We start from the raw sequence: 20954 nt of genomic DNA on the forward strand, positions 1-20954 counted from the left end.
GGTTGACCCAGTTGAGACAATGGGAAACACTAAAAGAATATAAAGAGATTAAATATGAATTTTTTGAAGGAATTGCGAAAGTAACAATCAATCGTCCACACGTACACAATGCTTTTACACCGAATACAGTGCAAGAAATGATTGATGCATTTTCACGTGCAAGAGATGATGAACGTGTTGGCGTGATTATCTTAACAGGTGAAGGTGACCAAGCATTCTGTTCAGGCGGTGACCAAAAAGTACGTGGTCACGGTGGTTATGTTGGTGACGACCAAATTCCACGTCTGAATGTATTAGACTTACAACGATTAATTCGTGTCATTCCAAAACCTGTTATTGCGATGGTTAAAGGTTATGCTATTGGTGGCGGTAATGTATTACAAGTCGTATGTGACCTTACAATTGCAGCAGACAATGCCAAGTTCGGACAAACAGGACCGAAAGTAGGTTCATTTGATGCGGGATATGGTTCAGGTTACTTAGCACGTATCGTTGGTCATAAAAAAGCGCGTGAAATCTGGTACTTATGCCGTCAGTATGATGCGCAACAAGCATTAGAGATGGGCATGGCAAACACAGTTGTGCCACTCGATAAAGTAGAAGATGAAACAGTACAATGGTGTAAAGAGATTTTACGTCACTCACCAACTGCACTACGCTTCTTAAAAGCAGCAATGAATGCAGACACAGATGGTTTAGCTGGTTTACAACAATTTGCTGGGGATGCAACATTACTTTACTATACAACTGACGAAGCAAAAGAAGGACGCGATGCCTTTAAAGAAAAACGCGACCCGGACTTCGATCAATTCCCTAAATTCCCATAAGAATACGAAAACGGTACCCGATGTGTTCAAGAGACACATCAGGTACCGTTTTTTTAGTTTTTTTTAGAATTTGTCAGGATATGTTTCTAATAGATACGCGCGAAGTCGACGTATACCTTCTCTAAGTTGTGCCATATCATACGCATAAGAGATACGAATATGTCCATGTCCACAATCCGTAAAAGCAGAGCCAGGGACCATTGCAACGTGTGCTTTCTCTAGGACATCGACACAAAATTGCATATCATCATCTGTATAGCGTTGTATATTAGGGAAAATATAAAACGCACCTTGTGGGACTGAAGTGAGTGACAAGCCCATATCTGTTAATTCTGATACTAAATAATTACGACGTTCAATGTAAGCACTGTTCATTTCTTTCGGTGCATCTATCGCTTCATTCAATGCAGTAATTGTTGCCACCTGTGAGGGTACGTTGGCACAAATGCAGTTGTATGCATGCATAAATGTCAGTTTATCAATCAAATATTGTGGGCCAGATAAGAACCCGATTCGAATTCCAGTTGCTGAGTGCGACTTGCTCAGACCATTGATCAGTAGCAACTGATCGTGAATAGCTGGAAAACGTGCAAATGATGTATGTGTTGTGTTGAACGTATTCTCTGCATAAATTTCATCACTGATAACAAAAATAGGCAAAGTTCTCAATAAGTCAACGAGTGCTGAAACTTCATTTTCAGTGAGTGTCATACCGGTCGGATTGGATGGATAGTTTAAAATAATAGCACGTGTTCGGTTAGTCATATGTTGTTCGATTAATTCTGGTGTTATCTTCAAATCAGTATTACGTGTATCGATAAAAATAGGAACGCCACCGAGAGATTGAATCAGTGGTATATATCCCGCATAGACCGGTCCCGGTAGTAAAATTTCATCGCCCGGGTTAATAATACAACGAAGTGCAGTATCTAATGCTTCCGAAGCACCATTCGTGATAATAATAGATTCTGGGTCATATGAAATGTTAAAGCGTGTGCGATAGTAATCTGAAACAGCTTGACGTGTTTCAAGTAAACCTTTGTTATGTGAATATGTTGTTTGGTTATTCGCAATGGCAGTTTGATATGCTTCTTTAACAATTTCAGGCATTGGAAAATCCGGTTGCCCTACCGTGAGATTAACTACATCGGTCATTTGACTGATTTTACTAGAAAATTGTCGAATGCTCGGTGCTTTTAAATATTTACTATTTTCGTTAAGTTCAAGTTTCATACAATCACGTCCTAAATAAAGAAAGAATTGTCTTTAATGATAACATATTGTGCAGAATGACATTAAAAAAATAGCGTAAGTATGCACCGATTTTATTAAAAGATGCATTACTTACGCAATATATTTTCTTATTTTTTGTAGGCTGTGAACGAAGCAGGGGATTTCAATTGTACAAACGGACTTGTCCACTTGGCGACAACGTCGGTTGACCATATCCACACGATGAAGCACGATAGCGCAAAGTTATAGATGAGTCCGAGTGCTGGATGTGCATCGATAAATGGATAGATATGTTGACCACGAATTAAGCCGATGAAAATCCCGTGTAGCAGGTAGACATACATCGTACGTGAACCAATATACGTAAACCAATAATGCTTTTCAGGTGTTAAATTAAGGAAAGCCATCATTGCTGCAAAAATCACACCATAAAATAATAAGCGCTTTAATGGACTTAAAATGATATCAAAACCTGCCATCTGTACATAAGGAGAGCTTGCGAGTAACCAACTTGAATCAATTGGATGGAAATAATAGAGGATGAGAAAACTCACCATGACGACTAAGGATACAGGCATATATTTCTTTTGACGTATGATATAGCTAAAGTTATTGTTCAGCAAATAGCCGATATAAAATACAGGAAAAAAGACAAGCGTCCGTGACCAGCTTAAATAACCATCAATATTAGTTGAAAATCCAGATAAAATTGCGACTAATATTGCAATCGGTAAAACATATCTAGGTTTAAATTGACGAACGACTAACAAAATGACATTGAAAGAAAACAATGTTAATAAAAACCATAAGGCAAAAACCGGTGAAAATACATCTAAATCCACCGAACTATTTTGACCAGTTAAAAAATAATAAACAGAGAAGAATGCATAAAAAATGAGATAAGGTCCTAATAGTTTTTTACCGACTTTCTCAATGTAGCCTTCTCTGCCAACATTTTTGGCAAAATAACCAGAAATAAATAAAAAAGCAGGCATATGAAAACTATAAATTAATAGGTAGATTGCTGTTACAAATGGTTGCTCAGAAGTATAAGGGTGTATCAAGTGACCGAATACCACTAAAAAAATCAATGCTGCACGTGCATTATCAAAAAATGCATCTCTTCCTTGAATGTTAGCCATTTTTGTGTACTCCTTTTATAAACATCATATTTAATGTAGTACAAATAAAGTGATGAATGCAATTAAAAAGTGATGTTAATTATACTTGTATTGTGCATAATTCTTGATTTTATCGGGAAAGTCGTAGCATATAAATTGTTTTCTTTTAAAAGGAGATATGATAAATTGGAAAAATATACAGACCCTTTTTTAAAATATCAAATTAAAAGAAGAGTAGAGGATACATAGCTATGACTAATAGGAATTTCTCAGAGCTAGAACGCTTAAAGCATCCGCCTAGGTATTTGCCGGGATTAGATGGTTTACGTGCCATTTCGGTAATTGGTATTATTATATATCATCTCAATGTCCAATGGTTATCGGGTGGCTTTTTAGGTGTTGATACATTTTTTGTTATCTCAGGATATTTGATCACATCGCTATTATTATTTGAATATGAAAATTATGGACGCATTGACTTAGTGAGTTTTTGGCTTAAGCGGTTTAAACGTTTAATTCCGGCCATGTTGTTTGTCGTGTTGTTTTCAGTGATTTATGTTGTATTATTTGAAGCAGAGATATTAAAAGAAATAAAAGGTGATGCTGTTGCAGCATTAATATATATTTCGAACTGGTGGTATATTTTTCAAGATATTGACTATTTTGATCAATTTAAACCGATGCCGCTCAAACATCTTTGGTCATTAGCAGTAGAAGAGCAATTTTATATTTTTTATCCACTCGTCTTGTGGGCATTTTTGAAAATTTTTAAGAACAAGAAATGGGTACTCATGACATTTTTTGTGATTTCAATCTTTTCCGCATTTTGGATGTTTTATCTATCGATGCCAGATGCAAATAATTCAAGAACTTATTTCGGAACGGATACACGGTTACAAACACTATTGTTAGGTGTCATCTTTGCATTTATTTGGCCGGCATTTAAGTTAAAAGCAAATCCAGCTAAAGCAAGTCGGATGTTTATTGATACATTAGGAAGCATTGCAATAGTAGCGCTACTTGCGTTGTTTGCCACTGTGAATGAGCAGCAGTTTTGGCTTTATCAAGGTGGGTTTTATGCAATATCATTACTCACATTAATCATTATTGCGAGTGTTGTTCAACCAAAAGGTCTTGTCGCAAAAGCGATGGGGAATCCGCTCTTTTTATACATTGGGAAACGGTCATATAGCTTGTATCTATGGCATTTTGTAATTATTACATTTGTTCATAAAAACTTCGTAGCAGGTCAGTATCCATCTTATGTCTATATCATTGATGTCGTACTCACAATAATGATGGCTGAAATATCATATCGCTATATTGAAACACCATTTAGAAGATATGGGATACGTGCATTCTATATGAAAGAAGCACGCTTATTGTCACTTGTTAGAACGTTACTCATTTTTGCAGCCGTTGTGACAGTTGGAATGGTTCTGGCTGGAAAGTTAGACCATTATGCAAAACAAGAACAAAAAATGACTGAATATAAAACGGAAAAGAAAGAGATTCCAAAAGAAGCAAAAACGCCTGTGGAGAAACCGAAAGAGAAGGAAGAAGCTTTCGATCCTTCGAAGTTGTCACCATTGTTTATTGGAGATTCATTGACAGTCGGTATGGGATATTATTTGGATGAACATTATGAAACACCTACAATTGATGCACAAGTTGGACGTTCTATTAGTGATGCGCTGAATGTCGCACCAAACTATGCATCATATAACAAGGAAGGCCAAATTGTTGTTATACAAATTGGAACAAACGGTGACTTTAATAAAGAACAAATTGAAGCACTGGTGAAAGCTTACGATAAGGCAGATGTCTATCTCGTGAATACGACAGTTCCAAGAGATTATCGTAGTCATGTAAACAATTTACTTGAAGAGACGGCAAAGAAATACAAACATGTCACATTGGTAGATTGGTATGCTGTCGGTGTCGGACATACAGAATACTTTGCTTATGACGGCATTCATTTGGAACATCCAGGTATTCAAAGACTTGTAGAAGAATTAGACAAGCACATTAAAGAAAATCAATCAGAAACATAAGCATATAAGACATGGTAGTCATACGTAATTTTGCGTATCGCTACCATGTCTTTTTATTGGACTTATAAAAAAACAGTTGCAAATTGAATTGCAACTGTTTTTGAATGCATCTTATTTTGTTTTGTATTTGTCAACGTCGAAGTATTTACCAGATTCACCAATTTGATCGTAGAAGTTTTTCATGCGATTTGCATTATGACTTGCCCAAGTAATGTCCGTTGCATATTGATGAACAGCTGGATTATGTGGATTCCAACGCATACGGTAGAGTGTGTTTTGACCAGAGCCGATATATCTCTCTTTAATAAATTTCGCACCACCAACGATTGATTTTCGAACTGAATCCCAACCATAGTTTTGTGCTGTTTTAAAGCCGCTGCGTACTGCATCGTGATCGTATGCTCCAATTCCAAACATATTGTAATATTTCTTGCTTGGATTTTTCACAATTTGATTTTGGCGATTGACATAACCACCATTTGAAAGTTTAGATGTACCATGACCTGTTTCTAGTAGGGCATGTGAGATTAAATAAATTTCATTGATGTTATGTGTCATGGCTGCTTCTTTAAAAGCTTGACCCTGACCGTTCAAAATACCTTTATTTTTCAATAACTTATCTAAGTCACTCGCTTCTAAACCTTGATATTGGTTTAGTTTTAAAAATTGATATTTTTGACGTGGATCTTTGGCAATACGTTCTGTATCCATTGCTCTACGCACTTCAGCAAATGTAGCGTTTTGCCATTTACCAGGGATATGTTGTACTTGTGGTTTATGTGTCAAAGCATATTGCTTACGTGCTGCTTGATCGAGTGTATAAGCTGATTGATACTGTTTCGTTAATTGTGAACGAAGATCTGAAGCTTTCACCCATCCTTTTTTACCATCTTTGAATGCGCCATAATGCCAAGTTATTCCGTTTACAATTGTTGATTTATTAACTTTAAACACATTTTGGTAATAGCGTTTCAATTGTCCAGCAGCAGTTTTGTCACCTGCATGATTATAGAAGTAACCATTGTTGTTATAAACAAAGTAATGATTTGAATGATTTAGAGTTTGTGATGTTACAGGTCTAGATACAGCCGCTTTCTTAGGCGCCACTGTTTTTGCTGCAGTTGCTTTAGGTGCCACTTTTAAAGCAGTTAAATCATTTTTGTTGATCCATCCTGTTTTACGGTTAACGTTACCATATAGGAAAGTGTCTTTACCAACTGCTACTGTTTTCGTCGCATTAAATGTGCGGTTTGCCAAATGTTTTAATGTATCGATACGTTGTTTTGCCGTACCCCAAGGCATCGCATATAAACCGGATGTATTTTTATTGACAGTGTATGTTGCTTTAGCCGCTTTTGTTGCACCGAGTGATTGACTGAAAACATCTTTTGCATTCACCCAACCAAGCGGCGTTTTGCCATTTGTATTTTGTAACAATACATAGTTTTGATTGTTAGCTGTCGCAGTTTTAGTGATTTTATAAGTTTTATCAGCGAACTGTGTTGCATTCTGACTCGTTTTATCATAAACAGGTGCTTTTAAGCCAGAGTTATTAGCATTTAAGCGACCTAAACGTGAGACGTTTGATGTTACATGCGCAACAGCTTTAGGAAGTGATAGGGCACTTTGATTCACCCAACCAGCTAAATTGTTTGTTGTACCGTATAAATATACAGTGTTGGCAACTTTTTGCTGTCTGATTGCTTTGAATGGTTGGTTATTTTTACCCTTTACTGTTCCAACTACTTGGTGGCTTGAACCCCAAGGAGCAGCATATAACTTCGTACCGGCATTAATTGTGAAGTTTTTATTGATAACCTGTGCATACTCACTTTTACGGTAGTTTACATCTTGTTTTTTCACCCAACCGATATGCGTTCCTGATAAATAGTCAGTCACTAAGTAATAGTCTTGCCCATTTAAAGAAGCTTTTTTCGATACACGCATTGATCGTTCTGTCGCAGCAGTTTTAACACCTTGCTTATCGAAAACAGTTGCACGTAAACCATTATTTTTTGTATTGATACGTCCCATTCCTGTATCGTTTGATACTTTTAATGGTGATGCTGTTGCAGCTTTTACAGGCGTTTTTGTTAATTTTTTAGCAACTGGTTTTTTGACAACAACCTTAGATGCTGGTTTTTTAGCAGTTGAAACTGTTTTAACAACAGGTTTAGCGACCGGTTTTTTAACAGCTGGTTTCTTAACAGCTGGTTTCTTAACAACAGGTTTAGCGACCGGTTTTTTGACAGCTGGTTTCTTAACAACAGGTTTAGCGACCGGTTTTTTGACAGCCGGCTTCTTAACAGCAGGCTTAGCGACCGGTTTTTTGACAGCCGGCTTCTTAACAGCAGGCTTAGCGACCGGTTTTTTGACAGCCGGCTTCTTAACAACAGGTTTAGCGACCGGTTTTTTAACGGCCGGCTTCTTAACAGCAGGCTTAGCGACCGGTTTTTTAACAGTCGGCTTAGCGACTGGTGTTGTAACAATACTGTTTGAGTTTACCCAACCAGTTAATTTATTGACTGTGCCGTAGAGCCATTGTGTTGTACCAATTTTTTGTTGTTTTTGTACTGCAAATGTTTGTTTTGCAGTTTTTGAAGATTGACCTTTAACTTGTGTTTTTGTGCCCCAAGGTACATCATACACAGTTGTTCCAGGTTTCAATGTGACATTTTTACGCACTGATTGCACGGCTTGTGCTTTTTGATACTGAACATCACCTTTATTAACCCAACCGATTAATGCATTTATTTTTGAATCAGTAACTAAGTAGAATTGTTTACCATTCAAACTTGCATTTTTCGTTACTTTCAACGTTTGGTTTGTTTTATTTGTTTTAACACCTTTTTGGTCATAAACAGTTGTATATAGTCCTTTGTTTGTTGTATTAATACGTCCGTATCCCATATCACCGGATACTTTTAAGGTATTATTTGCAGCAGTTGTTGCTGGTTTCGTTGCCGGTTTTTTAGTGACAGTTGGCTTTTTCACAACCGGTTTTTTAGTAGCTTTACTAACAGCAGGTGTTGTAATACCCATCTTCGTTTGATATTTCTCTTGGATTAGGTCATACAACTCATTGTAGCTGTAATTGTGCGCGCGTAAATAACCGTGTGGGTCAACGTGATCTGTACCACCTAAATGTCTTGTTACAGCAAGGTGTGTCCACACTGTACCTCTACCGTCGTATTCAGCACTATCCGGTTTTAAACCGTAATATTGCAAGTTTGTTGCAACATAGTCCGCCATGTTATTCATCTGACGTGCGAATGAATCGTAATCATGAACGTGTACGAGTTCCATATGAATGAAACGTTGGTTCGCAGCATATCCTGCACCGTAGGCAAGGTAGTCTGTCGGTTGCGTTTCAACGATGCGTTTACCATCAATAAAGCCATGTACGAATGCATTGTGTGCATTACGTTTCATGTAAGCAATTTCGCCATCAATTGTTGATGAATCATTTGCTGTATCGTGGATAACAATTCCTTCAGGTTTGCCGACACCACCACGATAGCCATATCTAGGAATGTGACGAGAGTAGTCTTCTTCATACTTTGGAACTGTAAAGTTTTTATTGCGAATATACGTGTTAATTGATGATTTGACCTTAGGTTTGTAAGTCGGTGCTGACATTTTAGGTGCAGCAGTTGCAGAGCGGAAAAATGTTGTTGCTTCAACTGGTGTAGCTGGTCCGCCTTTGCCACCAATACGTGGTGGGGTAGGTGCATCAGCGTTCACTGTTGGTGCCTTGCTAGCTGTTTGATTGACAGACGCAGTTACTTTATCATTAGTAGCTGTTTGATTGGCAGGCGCAGTTACTTTATCATTAGTAGCTGTTTGATTGGCAGGCGCAGTTACTTTATCATTAGTAGCTGTTTGGTTGACAGGTGCGTTAGCAATCTCATTGTTAGCCACATTAGATGTTGAATTTTCTACCGTGCTTGGTGCTGGTGCAGTTTGAGCGGCAGGTGGCGTATCTTCTGCGTCACTATGCAAGTCAATTTCACTTTCAGGAATAGGTGCTTCTTCTTTAGTAAGAGATGAATTTTCTTCGTTAGCTTGTGTTGTTTCTGTCTCGTCTACCGGTGTTGCTTGAACTGTTTCATCAGTCTGGTTTGCTTGTGGAGTTGTTGAAGTTACTGATTGTTCCGCAGGTTGCTTCGCTTCTGAATCAAGTGTTACTTGTGCTGGATCTTGATATGTTTGAGTGCCAGCAATCGCTTGTTGGCTTTCAGTTGTTTGCTGTTTAGCAACTTCCCCTTGTTGCTTAGCAGTTTCGTCGTTTAATACATTGACGACTTCGGATTTTTGTGATGTTTCTGCTGCATCAACGTGTTGTGCAGTGAGTGCAGTTCCAGCGAGTGTTAATGCAATCATAGAAGGTGTTTTATACCCAAATTTTTTAACCATTTCATTTCTCCTTTGAACTTGTAGAACTTTAAATATAAGATGATTACTACTATTATATGCCTTTAAAATCATAAATAGTGTTTTTTAATTAGATTGTAATTTAACTTTAATATTGTTAGTCATGTATATTAAAGTGGTCTGTTTTCAATAGTATTTTTGAAATATATAAATTGTGATAAAAGTCAGTACAAAGAGTGAATTTGAATAAAAACGTAAGATAGAAAGAGTGAATGACACGATCTTACGTTTTGTAGGATGGGAAAAATTAATTAATAGATTTTTTCATATGTCTGTGGGGAATATTTGCATCTATAAAGACATCACCATATGCGACATATCCTAATGACTCATAAAAGGGGATGGCATGGGTTTGTGCACCGAGTTTAAAGTGTTGATAACCTTGTTCAGAAGCGACTGCTTCGACATATTGAATCAGTTGCTTTCCGATGCCTTGTCCTCGATGACTTTTCAACACTGCAACACGTTCAATTTTTGCAGTGTCTCCAACACCACGATAACGAGCAGTTGCGATAGGGTGTCCGGATGTATCATACCCGATAACGTGTTGCGCAGTTAATTCATGTTCATCGTATTCTTCAGTAGGGGAAACGCCTTGTTCTTTCACAAATACTTCTTCACGTATTGTACGTATATGTTGATAATCTAAATCATTATTTACTTGTTTAAACATATCATCACTCCTTGATTAGTGGAATGATACTATCGTATAGAAGATGAGCGTGCAGTGCAAATAGAAGTGCGTATTGAATCAAAAAAGTGAGATGTACATCAGTAAATGCACAATCTCACTTTGTAGTGATATTCAGTTATGCGGCATTTCTTCTAACAAGTGCTGTATACTGCCAAAAAATACGCATCTGTACAAGGTTCCAGTTGTTCAATCCCATCGTGTATCCAGAGGGCTTAAAGATGTGGACATCCGTCACTTCCAATGCTGCAGCGACAAGATATTGAATTGGTACACTCAAGTTCGTCATTTCAGGCGTTAAGCCTTCTTCGTTATACACCCATGAGAATGGAAGTGGGGCATTGAATACATCGATTGCATCGAATATTTCTGGAAGTGCAACGATATAACATGCACCATCAATAATGGGATTATGCTCGCTTTCGCTGTAATAAAGTAATAGCGCTTCGTAATTCTCTCTATGTGCATGATTGACATAAAATAATTGATTGCGAAAATGTGCAAGGTCTTTACTATGAATAATCTGTTGTTCAAGCATGTTGAACATCCCGTTAATTTGATTTATTTTTTCATGTGTATGGCGTGTCATGTAAGGACCTCCTATTGCCATTAGTAGTATGTGTTCGGATCAAATTGTGTACCGTCTGCTGCAGATGGATCGGCATATGGATCTTGCGTTGCATACGGATCAGGTTCCACTTGATCATACAAAGGAGTTTCGTTTTGTTCGAATTCTTGATTTTCTTCATCAGATGATGTTTCTTCATTTTTGGAAGATTGGAAAGCTTCGTCTATTAAACTTTGATCGATGTTAGTCAAAGGTGGGATACCACCGTACAAAGAGATGACACGATTCATTAAAAAGTCATCGTCTTTATTCGGTGCTAACCCTAAGTCTTTTCTCAATAAATTACTTGTTTTAACAAGTTCAACTTCGTCAGGCAAAATGTAATATAAACCATTCAATATTTCATTCTCGCCCTTTAACTGTTGAGATTTAATTGCTGTGTTGCCTGTTAGATAAGTAGTAGCGAGTGAGCGCACCTCTTTATAAGATAAGTTATGGTTAGCATTTTTCCCGACAATTTCAATAATATCATCTAATTTTCGCAATGATTGTGTGTCTTGCGCTTTCTTAAAAAGGAGCTTCAATACTTCCATCTGACGCTCACCACGTTTCAAGTCAGAATCCTGTTTTCGCGTACGTGTAATTGCTAACGCTTGATCACCATTCAGCAATTGTTTTCCCTTTTTAATCTTGATACGACCTTGATCTGTCGTATTCGGTTCATCGATATCATAAGGAACATCGTATTCAATTCCGCCGAGTTCGTCTACTGTTTTGACAAAAGCTTCCATGTTAATGCGGATATAGTAATCGACAGGTACATTAAGTGTTGATTCAAGTGCATCCATCGAAGCTTGGGGGCCGCCATAAGCATGTGCGTGTGTTATTTTATCGAAGTAGCCGACTTCTGGAATATAGCTTAGTGTGTCACGCGGAATGCTTAATAAACGAATATTTTTTGTTTCTGGATTAAGTGTTGTAAGTATCATAGCATCTGTTCTTGATTGTTCAGTACTTTGGCCATTTTCACGTCTTGAACTACTATCATCAATCCCTAGAAATAGAATAGTAACGGGATCTGAAGCTACCTTTACGGGTGCATCTCTCAAATTGGATTGTCGTTCATTAGATTTTGAAAAAGAATCATTAAACGCACCTTTTGATGAATGTAATAACATGAAACCAAATATAGTAGGAACAACGATGAGCATTAATGCTAATACGGTTAATAATATTTTTAGTCCTTTATTCATAGGTTATTGCTCCTAAAAAAGTGTTGAATCACAAATCATACTTTATTGTAATGTATTTTACTGGCTAGTTTCAATGATTTGTGACTAAAGATATGCACGATATATTGAAATTTATTGAAGTCATATGAAATATAGAGTCAATGAAACTAGGGAGTGGGACAGAAATTTTTTGCTATAAAAGATTTCGTCATCCCACCCCAGCAAGGGTGACTAGAAGTTTTGCAGTAGCTGATTGATATGTGACTGCGTTTACTTAATAAACTTGTCACACATCTAATCATCTTTGCAGGGGCACTACGACAAAATCATTATAAATGTTTATGATTTTTGTAGTGCTCCCAAAGTTTGTAAAAACGCATTTCACTTCAGACACCTACTGCCATTACACTTATTTATACATTTTAAAAGCGAGAAGCTAAGTAATATGTCTCACCCCCGCTCTCATACTTTAGACTGAAATATTAAAAAGGTGCATACAGGTTCAAATAAATGGGTATTACATAAAAAGAAACAAACATATAAATTGTGGAGGGAAACAAATGAAATTTAAAATTTTAACATTATTATTATCGGCAGGTATTGTTTTAGCAGCTTGTGGCAATGATAGTGACGACAACATGGATAAAAAAGAAGACAACCAACAAACAACACAATCATCAAATGATAAGATGGACAAAGACTCAAACGATACGAATGATCAAGATGATATGGACGACCAAAACGATCGTGATGATCAAAAAACTGATAAAATGAATGATAAAACAGTCCAGTTAAAAGATATTCAAACTGAACCAGAAGAAGCAATTAAAACAGCACAAAAAGCATTTGACGGTAAAATGAAAAAAATTGAATATAAGCAAGATAATGGCGAATGGATTTATAAAATTGACTTAGTGAATGGAAATAAAGAAGCTGAAGTCAAAGTATCGGATAAAGACAATAAAGCCATTAAAACTGAAGAAGAAACAGAAAGTGACAACCAAGATAACAAAACGATCGACTACAAAGAGATGATTTCTTATGATGAGGCAGTAAAAACGGCTCAAAAAGAAACTAAAGGTGACTTGAAGCAATGGAAGTTAAATGAAGATGATGGTCAATTAGTGTATGAAGTAAAAATTGCAGATCAGAATGATGATAGAGAGTATTTAATTGATGCAAAATCAGGCAAGTTAATCGGTGAAGATAGATAATAATAGATGAAGCGGGGCGATGCCCCGTTTTTTTATATAATCAAAAAAAATGGGGGTGGGACAGAAATCTTTTTTACTATAAAAGATTTCATCGTCCCACCCCGGCAAGGGTGACTAGAAGCTTTGCAGGGGCACTACGACAAAATCATTATAAAAGTTTATGATTTTTGTAGTGCTCCCAAAGTTTGTAAAAACGCATTTTCATTTCAGACACCTACTGCAATTACACTTATTTCTACATATTAAAAACGAGGAGCTGAGCACTATGTCCCAGCCCCATCGTTATACTTGTATTAAATCTCAACACTTAAACGTGGTACAAATGTTTCAAAGTGGATTCTGTTTTCATCGACACCTAATTCTTGTAATTCTTGAATCATTGATTGTAAGAATGGTGTACCACCACAGATGTATACTTCTGTGTCATCTGTTAAATAATCTTTAAGTTCTGCAGCTTTTAGGTAACCTTCTTGATCACGTAAGTGTGTGTGTAACTTCGCATCTTTTGCTTCTTCAGTAATTTTGTCAAGTTCAGCTTTGAATGCAACATCTTTCTCTGAAGCAGCAACATTGATGAATTTTGTATTTGCACCTTGTTGTGCAGCGTGACGGTACATTGACACTAATGGTGTGACACCAACGCCAGAACCTAAGAATAATTGTGGTTTTTCTGCATTATGCACTTGGAAACCACCCACTGGTGCAGACAAGTTAATCATGTCGCCTTCTTTGAATTCATCATGTAAAATTGTTGAAACTTCACCTTCATGACCTTCACTTACTTCGCGACGTACACCGAATGTAATGAAGTCTTTGCCGCCGTCAACGATTGAGTAGTGACGTTTTGCACGGTAAGGTAACTTTTCACTTTCAACATCAACTGTAATATATTGACCAGGTACAAATTGGCTTAAGTCTTGGTCACTTGATACAACTGTAAAAGCCTTGATATTGTGCGTTACTTCTTCAATTTTTTCAATTTTGAAAGGTTTGAAACCTTCCCAAGCCATTCCTGCGTAAATGTCTTTTTCAATTGAAATAAATGCGTCTGCAATAACACCGTAAGCTTTTGCCCAAGTTTTGATGATTGGGTGGTTTTCGTCTACGCCTACAACGTCTTGGATTGCAGCTAACAAGTTTTCACCAACGATAGGGTAGTGTTCTTCACGCACATCTAGTGCACAGTGCTTGTATCCAATCTCTTTTACGATTGGCACAATTGGTGTAAAGTCTTCAATATTCATAGCAGCAGCAAGTACAGATTGCGCTAAAGCTGTTGATTGAAAACCTTTTTTCTGGTTTGTTTGGTTAAACATATTGCGTAGTTCAGGATGTTGACTGAACATTCTATTGTAGAATCGTGATGTGATTTCCGTACCTTTTTCTTTTAATACGGGAACTGTTTCTAAAATAATCCCTTTTTCTTCTTGTGTTAACACAACAATCACTCCTTAAAGGTATTTACTCTTTATATTATTCACTAACTATATGTATGCGTAAACAAAAACGCATGTAATAGCGAGTGAGATAACAAGCATTCACAAAAATAAAGCATGTAAGTCCATAGTAGGATTCCATCTTGTTCAAAAAAATGTATAATAGTTTGTGACAGTACATACAGAATGGAGGACCACACCAAATATGAACAAATTACTTCAATCGTTATCAGCTATTGGTGTATCAGCAACACTTGTCACACCTAACCTCAGTGTAGAAGCAACTTCCAACACAATTCCTTCTATTAAAGGAACAGAAGATGCTATTGTTGAAGTGGGCAAAACATACAACCCATTAGCTGGTGTAACTGCATACGATAAAGAAGACGGTGATTTGACTGATAAAATCAAGGTCAATGGTCATTTTGATACGTCAAAAGCAGGGACGTACCAACTGGAGTACCAAGTCATTGACTCTGATGGTGCCATTGAAACATCTTCTCGTGTCATACAAGTTGTTGATGCACCGCAATAGGTGAGATGAAAAGGCTGGTCGTCGGCGCAATATAAGCGCTTACATCGACGAGTCTTTTTCTTTTTATAATATCTCACTTGATAATACATGTTCATTTTACAAATGAGAGAAAATGTAAGCTATTAGCAAATTCCCTATATCTATATAGCAAATCCCCTTCTTTTAATGATAAACATTTTCAATTACCGGAATCTAGAAAACGTTTCCAAACCTTGCCCTGCTTATAACTACTCGCATTTTTAGTCGATTTCTACTTTTTAAGCCATTTCACAAAATGTACACATATTTTTTGAGGTGCTCTCATCCCGTGCCACGTCTAGACTGGCAAGGTCAGCACGTTTTTTTATTTGCTAAAATAACAAAAAGCCTCTTGTAAATATTACATATTATTTTAAAATTGATATAAGCCCTACAATAGTACAATTAGGAGGTTAAAAAAGTGTCAAAATTAAAGTCTTTGCTTCTAACGTTTGGAACACTGTTTCTATTAACAGGTTGTTCTAATATGGAAGTCTTAAACCCAAAAGGGCCACAAGCAAGTGAATTGAGATTTTTGATTATCTACTCAATTATCTTCATGGTTGGCATTGTTGCGGTTGTATGTATCCTTTTTGCTGTTTTCACTTGGAAATACCGTTACACGAAAACAACAGAATCTGGAAAAGTACACCACAACGCAATTCTTGAAACAGTTTGGTTTATCATTCCTGTATTTATTTTAATTGCATTAATGATTCCTACTGTTAAATCACTTTACGATTTTGAGGAGCCACCTAAAGCTGAAGACGATCCAATCGTTGTTTACGCAGTCAGTGGTGGTTACAAATGGTTCTTCGCATATCCTGATGAAAAAATTGAAACAGTGAACCATTTAACAATTCCAACAAATCGACCAATTACGTTCAAGCTTCAAGCGATGGACACAATGACAAGTTTCTGGATTCCACAACTTCACGGTCAAAAATATGCGATGACTGGAATGACAATGGAATGGACAATGCAAGCAGACGAGGAAGGTACTTACCGTGGACGTAACTCAAACTTCAACGGTGAAGGTTTCTCACGTCATACTTTCCAAGTGAATGCTGTAAGTCAAGAAAAATACGATGAATGGGTGAAAAAAGCGCAATCACAGAAAGTTATCGATCAAGATACTTTCGACAAACAACTTTTACCTATCACGAAAAATGAACAGTTAACATTCAGCGGTACGCACATGGCATTCGTAGACCCGGCTGCAGATCCGGAATACATCTTCCATGCATATAAACGCTTCAACTTTGTTCAGAAGGACTTAAACTTCACTCATGATCAAACAACAGGTGTTTTAAGCGAACCAAACAAACCAGCACGTGAAGTGACGGTTACGAATGAAAACTACCCACGCCATGGTATGGAACCTGCAATCCTTAAGAACGATGAAAAATATGATAATGAGTTCAAGAAGGACGAAGAACATACAATGGATGAAATGGAATCAATTCAAAAAGGTGCCAAAGATGCTAAGGCACACAAAGATCATAAAAGTGGAGGTGGACATTAATGATGAACTTTCCATGGGATGAGCTTCTCGTACGTGGTAACTGGATGATTACCTTAGCTCAAATTAGTGCACCATTCTTAGTAATTGGTGTCATTGCTGCAATTACGTACTTTAAGCTTTGGGGATATTTATACAAGGAATGGTTCATGTCAGTCGACCACAAGAAGATTGGTTTAATGTACCTAATCTGTGCCGTGTTAATGTTTGTACGTGGTGGTATTGATGCGATCCTACTACGTATCCAATTAACAATTCCGGACAATCCATTCTTAGATTCAAATCACTATAACGAAATCTTTTCAACGCACGGTGTAATCATGATTATCTTCATGGCGATGCCACTTGTAATTGGTTTAATGAACATCATCATTCCATTACAAATCGGTGCACGTGACGTTGCATTCCCAGTACTAAACAACATTAGTTTCTGGTTATTCGTAGCAGGTATGTTATTATTCAACCTTTCATTTATTGTGGGTGGATCACCTGCTGCAGGTTGGACAAACTATGCACCATTAGCTGGTGAATTTAGTCCAGGACCGGGTGTAAACTATTACTTAGTTGCAATCCAAATTTCTGGTCTTGGTACACTTATTACTGGTATCAACTTCTTTGTAACAATTATGAGATGTAAATCTCCAAGTATGAAATTTATGCAAATGCCAATGTTTGTTGTGACAACATTCATTACAATGTTAATTATTTTATTAGCATTCCCACCACTTACAGTAGCACTTGCATTAATGACTACTGATAGAATTTTCGATACAGCGTTCTTTACAGTAGCCAATGGTGGTATGCCAATGCTATGGGCAAACTTCTTCTGGGTATGGGGGCACCCTGAGGTATATATTCTTGTTCTTCCAGCATTCGGTATCTACTCAGAAATTATTCCAACATTTGCACGTAAACGTCTATTCGGTCACCAAAGCATGGTATGGGCGACAGGCGGTATCGCGTTCTTAAGTTTCTTAGTATGGGTTCACCATTTCTTCACAATGGGTAATGGTGCATTAGTTAACTCATTCTTCTCAATCAGTACAGCGTTAATCTCTGTACCAACAGGTGTGAAGATGTTTAACTGGTTATTCACACTTCACAAAGGTCGTATTACATTCGAATCACCAATGTTATTCTCACTTGCGTTCATTCCGAACTTCGTAATCGGTGGGGTAACAGGGGTTATGTTATCAATGGCGTCTGCGGACTTCCAATACCATAACTCATATTTCTTAGTAGCTCACTTCCACTACACAATCGTAGCGGGTGTTGTATTCGCTTGTTTCGCTGCCATGATTTTTTGGTATCCGAAAGCAATGGGATACAAGTTATTTGAAAAACCAAACAAATGGTTCTTCTGGATTTTCATGATTGGTTTCAACGTGACATTCTTACCACAATTCATTTTAGGTCTTGATGGTATGCCACGTCGTCTATACACTTATGGCCCAGAAGAAGGTTGGTTCTTATTGAACCTTATCTCTACAATCGGTGCAGCTATGATGTCAGTGGCATTCCTTATCTTCGTAGGAAACATTGTATACAGTCATATTAAAGCACCACGTGAAGCAACTGGCGACAACTGGGACGGCTTAGGTCGTGGCTTAGAATGGTCTACGGCATCTGCAATCCCACCAAAATATAACTTCGCTATCACGCCTGAATGGGATGACATCGATACATTCGTTGAAATGAAACAACATGGTAAGCATTATTTAGATGACCATAATTACACTGATATTCATATGCCGAATAATACACATATTGGTTTCTGGATGGGTGTATTCTTCACAATTGGAGGGTTCTTCTTAATCTTTGAAACATTACTTCCAGCGATTCTTTCATTAGTTGGTATTTGTGGATTAATGATTTGGAGAAGTTTCCAAGAAGATCATGGTTACCATATTCCTGCAAGCGAAGTTGCTGAAACAGAAGCACGTTTAAGAAAAGCACGTCAGGAAGAAAGGGAGGCTATGAGTCATGAGTAATAATAATGTCACTACAATTGATTCACGTACGCATGAGGGAAATTTAAACAAGCTAGGCTTCTGGATCTTCCTTACTGCTGAGTTTGCACTTTTCGGTACGCTTTTCGCGACATTGTTAATCTTGCAACATGGTGGTAGTTACGGCGGTATGATGACAACAGAATTGTTTGAACTTCCGCTCGTATTAATCATGACATTCTTACTTTTAGCAAGTTCATATACTTGTGGTATTGCAATCTACTACATGCGCCAAGAAAAGAAAAACTTACTTCTAATTTGGATGGCAATCACTGTATTGTTAGGTGTTGGATTCGTTGGATTCGAGATCTTTGAATTCTCACACTATGCACATGAAGGTGCTACGCCACAAATTGGTTCTTACTGGTCAAGTTTCTTTATCTTACTTGGTACACATGGTCTTCACGTATCTTTAGGTATCGTGTGGATTACAGGATTACTGATCCAAGTTGTAAAACGTGGATTGAATAAGTACAATGCGCCGAAGTTATTTATTTCAAGTTTATACTGGCATTTCCTAGATGTTGTTTGGATCTTCATCTTCACTGCCGTGTATATGATAGGGATGGTGTTTAGCGGATGAGTACTTTAGTAAAACATACAATAGGCTTTATCGCCTCAATTATCTTAACGTTACTAGCAGTTTTTGTAACACTTTACACATCATTAGCTTTAAATGCTAAAATCACAATCATTTTTGGTTTTGCATTTATTCAAGCATTTTTACAACTCCTTATGTTCATGCACTTAACTGAAGGTAAAGATGGTCGTTTACAACTTGCAAAAGTTATTTTCGCCATTATTATCACACTTGTTACAGTTATCGGTTCATACTGGGTTATGCAAGGTGCACACGGTCATCACTTATAAGGTGGTGCCAAAGAGAAAGCACATACGCCATGCGTATGTGCTTTTTCATGTTTTAAGGGAATAGTGAAGACTCGTTTATCGATACTTATCTGTGAAATACACGAACCTTATTCCGATTGATTCACATAAGAATAAGAAATATGCTTTGTTAATAGATGTCTATTTATCTTTTAATTGATGTAGTTTTTGATTATATGTAAAGACTTTATCACTCATTCTGTTATCAAATAAAAGCGTGCAACGAAATCATTGCACGCTTTTATTATTTCATTCTATTCTAAACCACGACGCATTTTTTCAGCGATCAGTGTATTGTTTAATACCATTGTAATCGTCATAGGACCAACGCCGCCTGGAACAGGTGTAATCGCACCTGCAATCTCTTTAACTGCTTCATAGTCCACGTCACCTTTTAACTTACCATTTTCATCAGGTGTGTTTCCAACGTCAATCACAACAGCCCCTTCTTTAACGTCGTCTTTTGCGACCATACCTGGACGTCCAACCGCACTGACAATAATGTCTGCATTGATGAGATGATCGTGGATATTTTTACTACGTGAATGTAAAACAGTTACTGTCGCATTTTGTTGTGTGAGAAGTTTTGCTACTGGCTGACCGACAATGTGACTACGACCAATAACTACTGCATTTTTCCCTTCTAGATCAATATCGGCATGTTTTAATAATTCCATAACGCCAAGTGGTGTACAAGGAATTAATTTTGCATCGTCAAGGTATAAACGTCCGATATTAATTGGATGGAAACCATCGACATCCTTAGCTGGATCAATGGCATCTAATACCTTTTGTTCATTGACTTGTTTTGGTAGGGGTACTTGAACTAAAATACCACTCACTGATTCATCATTGTTAAGACGATCGAGTTCTTTTAATACATCTTCTTCAGATGTTTCTTCAGCTAAATGAATCACTTCTGAAATCATTCCAATTTTTTCAGCTGCTTTCTTTTTTGATCGAACATAACTCTGACTTGCTCCATCATTACCAACTAATATTACAGATAACTTCGGTGTGAAGCCTTGTTGTTTTAATGCTTCAACTTCATCTTGTAATCCTTGACGGTAATCTTTCGCAATTTGTTTCCCATCTAAAATTTTTGCACTCATAACAAAAATCCTCCTTCGATTAATTCGAACTTTAAAACTAAATAAAACACTATATTCCAG

General features: G+C 37.2%; 16 protein-coding genes. 8 read left to right on the forward strand and 8 right to left on the reverse strand.

What is annotated here, in order from left to right; genetic code table 11:
* Positions 1–11: 11 nt before the first annotated feature.
* Positions 12–827, forward strand: a complete 816-nt coding sequence (gene menB / locus MUA51_RS03230) for a 1,4-dihydroxy-2-naphthoyl-CoA synthase (protein ID WP_371866989.1) — start codon at positions 12–14, stop codon at positions 825–827.
* Between the two features lie 63 nt (positions 828–890).
* Here menB and MUA51_RS03235 read toward each other — a convergent pair whose 3' ends face one another.
* Positions 891–2060 (reverse strand): aminotransferase class I/II-fold pyridoxal phosphate-dependent enzyme, encoded by a 1170-nt coding sequence (locus MUA51_RS03235; RefSeq protein WP_262560436.1) that lies wholly within the window; start codon positions 2058–2060, stop codon positions 891–893.
* Positions 2061–2188: 128 nt separating this feature from the next.
* Entirely contained in the window at positions 2189–3202 is a 1014-nt protein-coding gene (locus MUA51_RS03240) for an acyltransferase family protein (protein WP_262560437.1), read from the reverse strand.
* 230 nt (positions 3203–3432) lie between these two features.
* Here MUA51_RS03240 and MUA51_RS03245 point away from each other — a divergent pair, with 230 nt between their 5' ends.
* Positions 3433–5235, forward strand: a complete 1803-nt coding sequence (locus tag MUA51_RS03245; protein WP_262560438.1) for an acyltransferase family protein — start codon at positions 3433–3435, stop codon at positions 5233–5235.
* A 111-nt stretch (positions 5236–5346) separates the two neighbouring features.
* Here the strand turns inward: MUA51_RS03245 and MUA51_RS03250 are convergent, their stop codons facing one another.
* The 4 genes from MUA51_RS03250 to MUA51_RS03265 all read right to left on the reverse strand — a co-directional run bounded on the left by MUA51_RS03250 (position 5347) and on the right by MUA51_RS03265 (position 12181).
* Complete coding sequence (locus MUA51_RS03250; RefSeq protein WP_262560439.1) at positions 5347–9651, reverse strand: GW dipeptide domain-containing protein; 4305 nt, start codon at positions 9649–9651, stop codon at positions 5347–5349.
* A 265-nt stretch (positions 9652–9916) separates the two neighbouring features.
* Positions 9917–10342, reverse strand: coding sequence for a GNAT family N-acetyltransferase (locus MUA51_RS03255; protein WP_262560440.1), 426 nt, complete (start codon positions 10340–10342; stop codon positions 9917–9919).
* Between the two features lie 136 nt (positions 10343–10478).
* Positions 10479–10949 carry a DUF2538 family protein gene (locus MUA51_RS03260; RefSeq protein WP_262560441.1) on the reverse strand — a complete coding sequence of 157 codons (471 nt, stop codon included), beginning with the start codon at positions 10947–10949 and terminating at the stop codon, positions 10479–10481.
* Positions 10950–10969: 20 nt separating this feature from the next.
* Positions 10970–12181, reverse strand: a complete 1212-nt coding sequence (locus tag MUA51_RS03265) for an LCP family protein (protein WP_262560442.1) — start codon at positions 12179–12181, stop codon at positions 10970–10972.
* 539 nt (positions 12182–12720) lie between these two features.
* On the opposite strand from MUA51_RS03265, the gene MUA51_RS03270 reads away from it, so the two are divergent.
* Complete coding sequence (locus tag MUA51_RS03270; protein WP_262560443.1) at positions 12721–13374, forward strand: PepSY domain-containing protein; 654 nt, start codon at positions 12721–12723, stop codon at positions 13372–13374.
* A 293-nt stretch (positions 13375–13667) separates the two neighbouring features.
* On the opposite strand, the gene MUA51_RS03275 is transcribed toward MUA51_RS03270, so the two are convergent.
* Positions 13668–14813 carry a globin domain-containing protein gene (locus tag MUA51_RS03275; protein WP_262560445.1) on the reverse strand — a complete coding sequence of 382 codons (1146 nt, stop codon included), beginning with the start codon at positions 14811–14813 and terminating at the stop codon, positions 13668–13670.
* Positions 14814–15015: 202 nt separating this feature from the next.
* On the opposite strand from MUA51_RS03275, the gene MUA51_RS03280 reads away from it, so the two are divergent.
* The 5 genes from MUA51_RS03280 (at position 15016) to qoxD (ending at position 19764) form a co-directional block, all read left to right on the forward strand.
* Positions 15016–15345, forward strand: a complete 330-nt coding sequence (locus tag MUA51_RS03280; protein ID WP_095116059.1) for an immunoglobulin-like domain-containing protein — start codon at positions 15016–15018, stop codon at positions 15343–15345.
* 439 nt (positions 15346–15784) lie between these two features.
* On the forward strand, positions 15785–16888 hold the full coding sequence (gene qoxA / locus MUA51_RS03285) for a cytochrome aa3 quinol oxidase subunit II (protein WP_095116061.1): 1104 nt from the start codon (positions 15785–15787) through the stop codon (positions 16886–16888).
* 2 nt (positions 16889–16890) lie between these two features.
* Positions 16891–18876, forward strand: coding sequence for a cytochrome aa3 quinol oxidase subunit I (qoxB, locus tag MUA51_RS03290; RefSeq protein WP_262560858.1), 1986 nt, complete (start codon positions 16891–16893; stop codon positions 18874–18876).
* Positions 18869–19477: a cytochrome aa3 quinol oxidase subunit III gene (gene qoxC, locus MUA51_RS03295; RefSeq protein WP_262560447.1), complete on the forward strand. Its 609-nt coding sequence runs from the start codon at positions 18869–18871 to the stop codon at positions 19475–19477. Before qoxB ends, qoxC begins: the two co-directional genes overlap by 8 nt.
* Positions 19474–19764 (forward strand): cytochrome aa3 quinol oxidase subunit IV, encoded by a 291-nt coding sequence (gene qoxD, locus MUA51_RS03300; protein WP_262560448.1) that lies wholly within the window; start codon positions 19474–19476, stop codon positions 19762–19764. Before qoxC ends, qoxD begins: the two co-directional genes overlap by 4 nt.
* A 272-nt stretch (positions 19765–20036) precedes the next feature.
* Here the strand turns inward: qoxD and folD are convergent, their stop codons facing one another.
* On the reverse strand, positions 20037–20894 hold the full coding sequence (folD, locus tag MUA51_RS03305) for a bifunctional methylenetetrahydrofolate dehydrogenase/methenyltetrahydrofolate cyclohydrolase FolD (protein ID WP_262560449.1): 858 nt from the start codon (positions 20892–20894) through the stop codon (positions 20037–20039).
* Positions 20895–20954 lie beyond the last annotated feature (60 nt).

It is taken from the genome of Staphylococcus sp. IVB6214 (assembly GCF_025558585.1).
GTDB lineage: Bacteria > Bacillota > Bacilli > Staphylococcales > Staphylococcaceae > Staphylococcus.

Bases quoted from the DNA above. Each gene is read 5' to 3' on its own strand.
- MUA51_RS03235 (WP_262560436.1), bottom strand. From the start codon at position 2,060: ATGAAACTTGAACTTAACGAAAATAGTAAATATTTAAAAGCACCGAGC.
- MUA51_RS03240 (WP_262560437.1), bottom strand. From the start codon at position 3,202: ATGGCTAACATTCAAGGAAGAGATGCATTTTTTGATAATGCACGTGCA.
- MUA51_RS03245 (WP_262560438.1), top strand. From the start codon at position 3,433: ATGACTAATAGGAATTTCTCAGAGCTAGAACGCTTAAAGCATCCGCCT.
- MUA51_RS03250 (WP_262560439.1), bottom strand. From the start codon at position 9,651: ATGGTTAAAAAATTTGGGTATAAAACACCTTCTATGATTGCATTAACA.
- MUA51_RS03255 (WP_262560440.1), bottom strand. From the start codon at position 10,342: ATGTTTAAACAAGTAAATAATGATTTAGATTATCAACATATACGTACA.
- MUA51_RS03260 (WP_262560441.1), bottom strand. From the start codon at position 10,949: ATGACACGCCATACACATGAAAAAATAAATCAAATTAACGGGATGTTC.
- MUA51_RS03265 (WP_262560442.1), bottom strand. From the start codon at position 12,181: ATGAATAAAGGACTAAAAATATTATTAACCGTATTAGCATTAATGCTC.
- MUA51_RS03270 (WP_262560443.1), top strand. From the start codon at position 12,721: ATGAAATTTAAAATTTTAACATTATTATTATCGGCAGGTATTGTTTTA.
- MUA51_RS03280 (WP_095116059.1), top strand. From the start codon at position 15,016: ATGAACAAATTACTTCAATCGTTATCAGCTATTGGTGTATCAGCAACA.
- qoxB (WP_262560858.1), top strand. From the start codon at position 16,891: ATGAACTTTCCATGGGATGAGCTTCTCGTACGTGGTAACTGGATGATT.
- qoxC (WP_262560447.1), top strand. From the start codon at position 18,869: ATGAGTAATAATAATGTCACTACAATTGATTCACGTACGCATGAGGGA.
- qoxD (WP_262560448.1), top strand. From the start codon at position 19,474: ATGAGTACTTTAGTAAAACATACAATAGGCTTTATCGCCTCAATTATC.
- folD (WP_262560449.1), bottom strand. From the start codon at position 20,894: ATGAGTGCAAAAATTTTAGATGGGAAACAAATTGCGAAAGATTACCGT.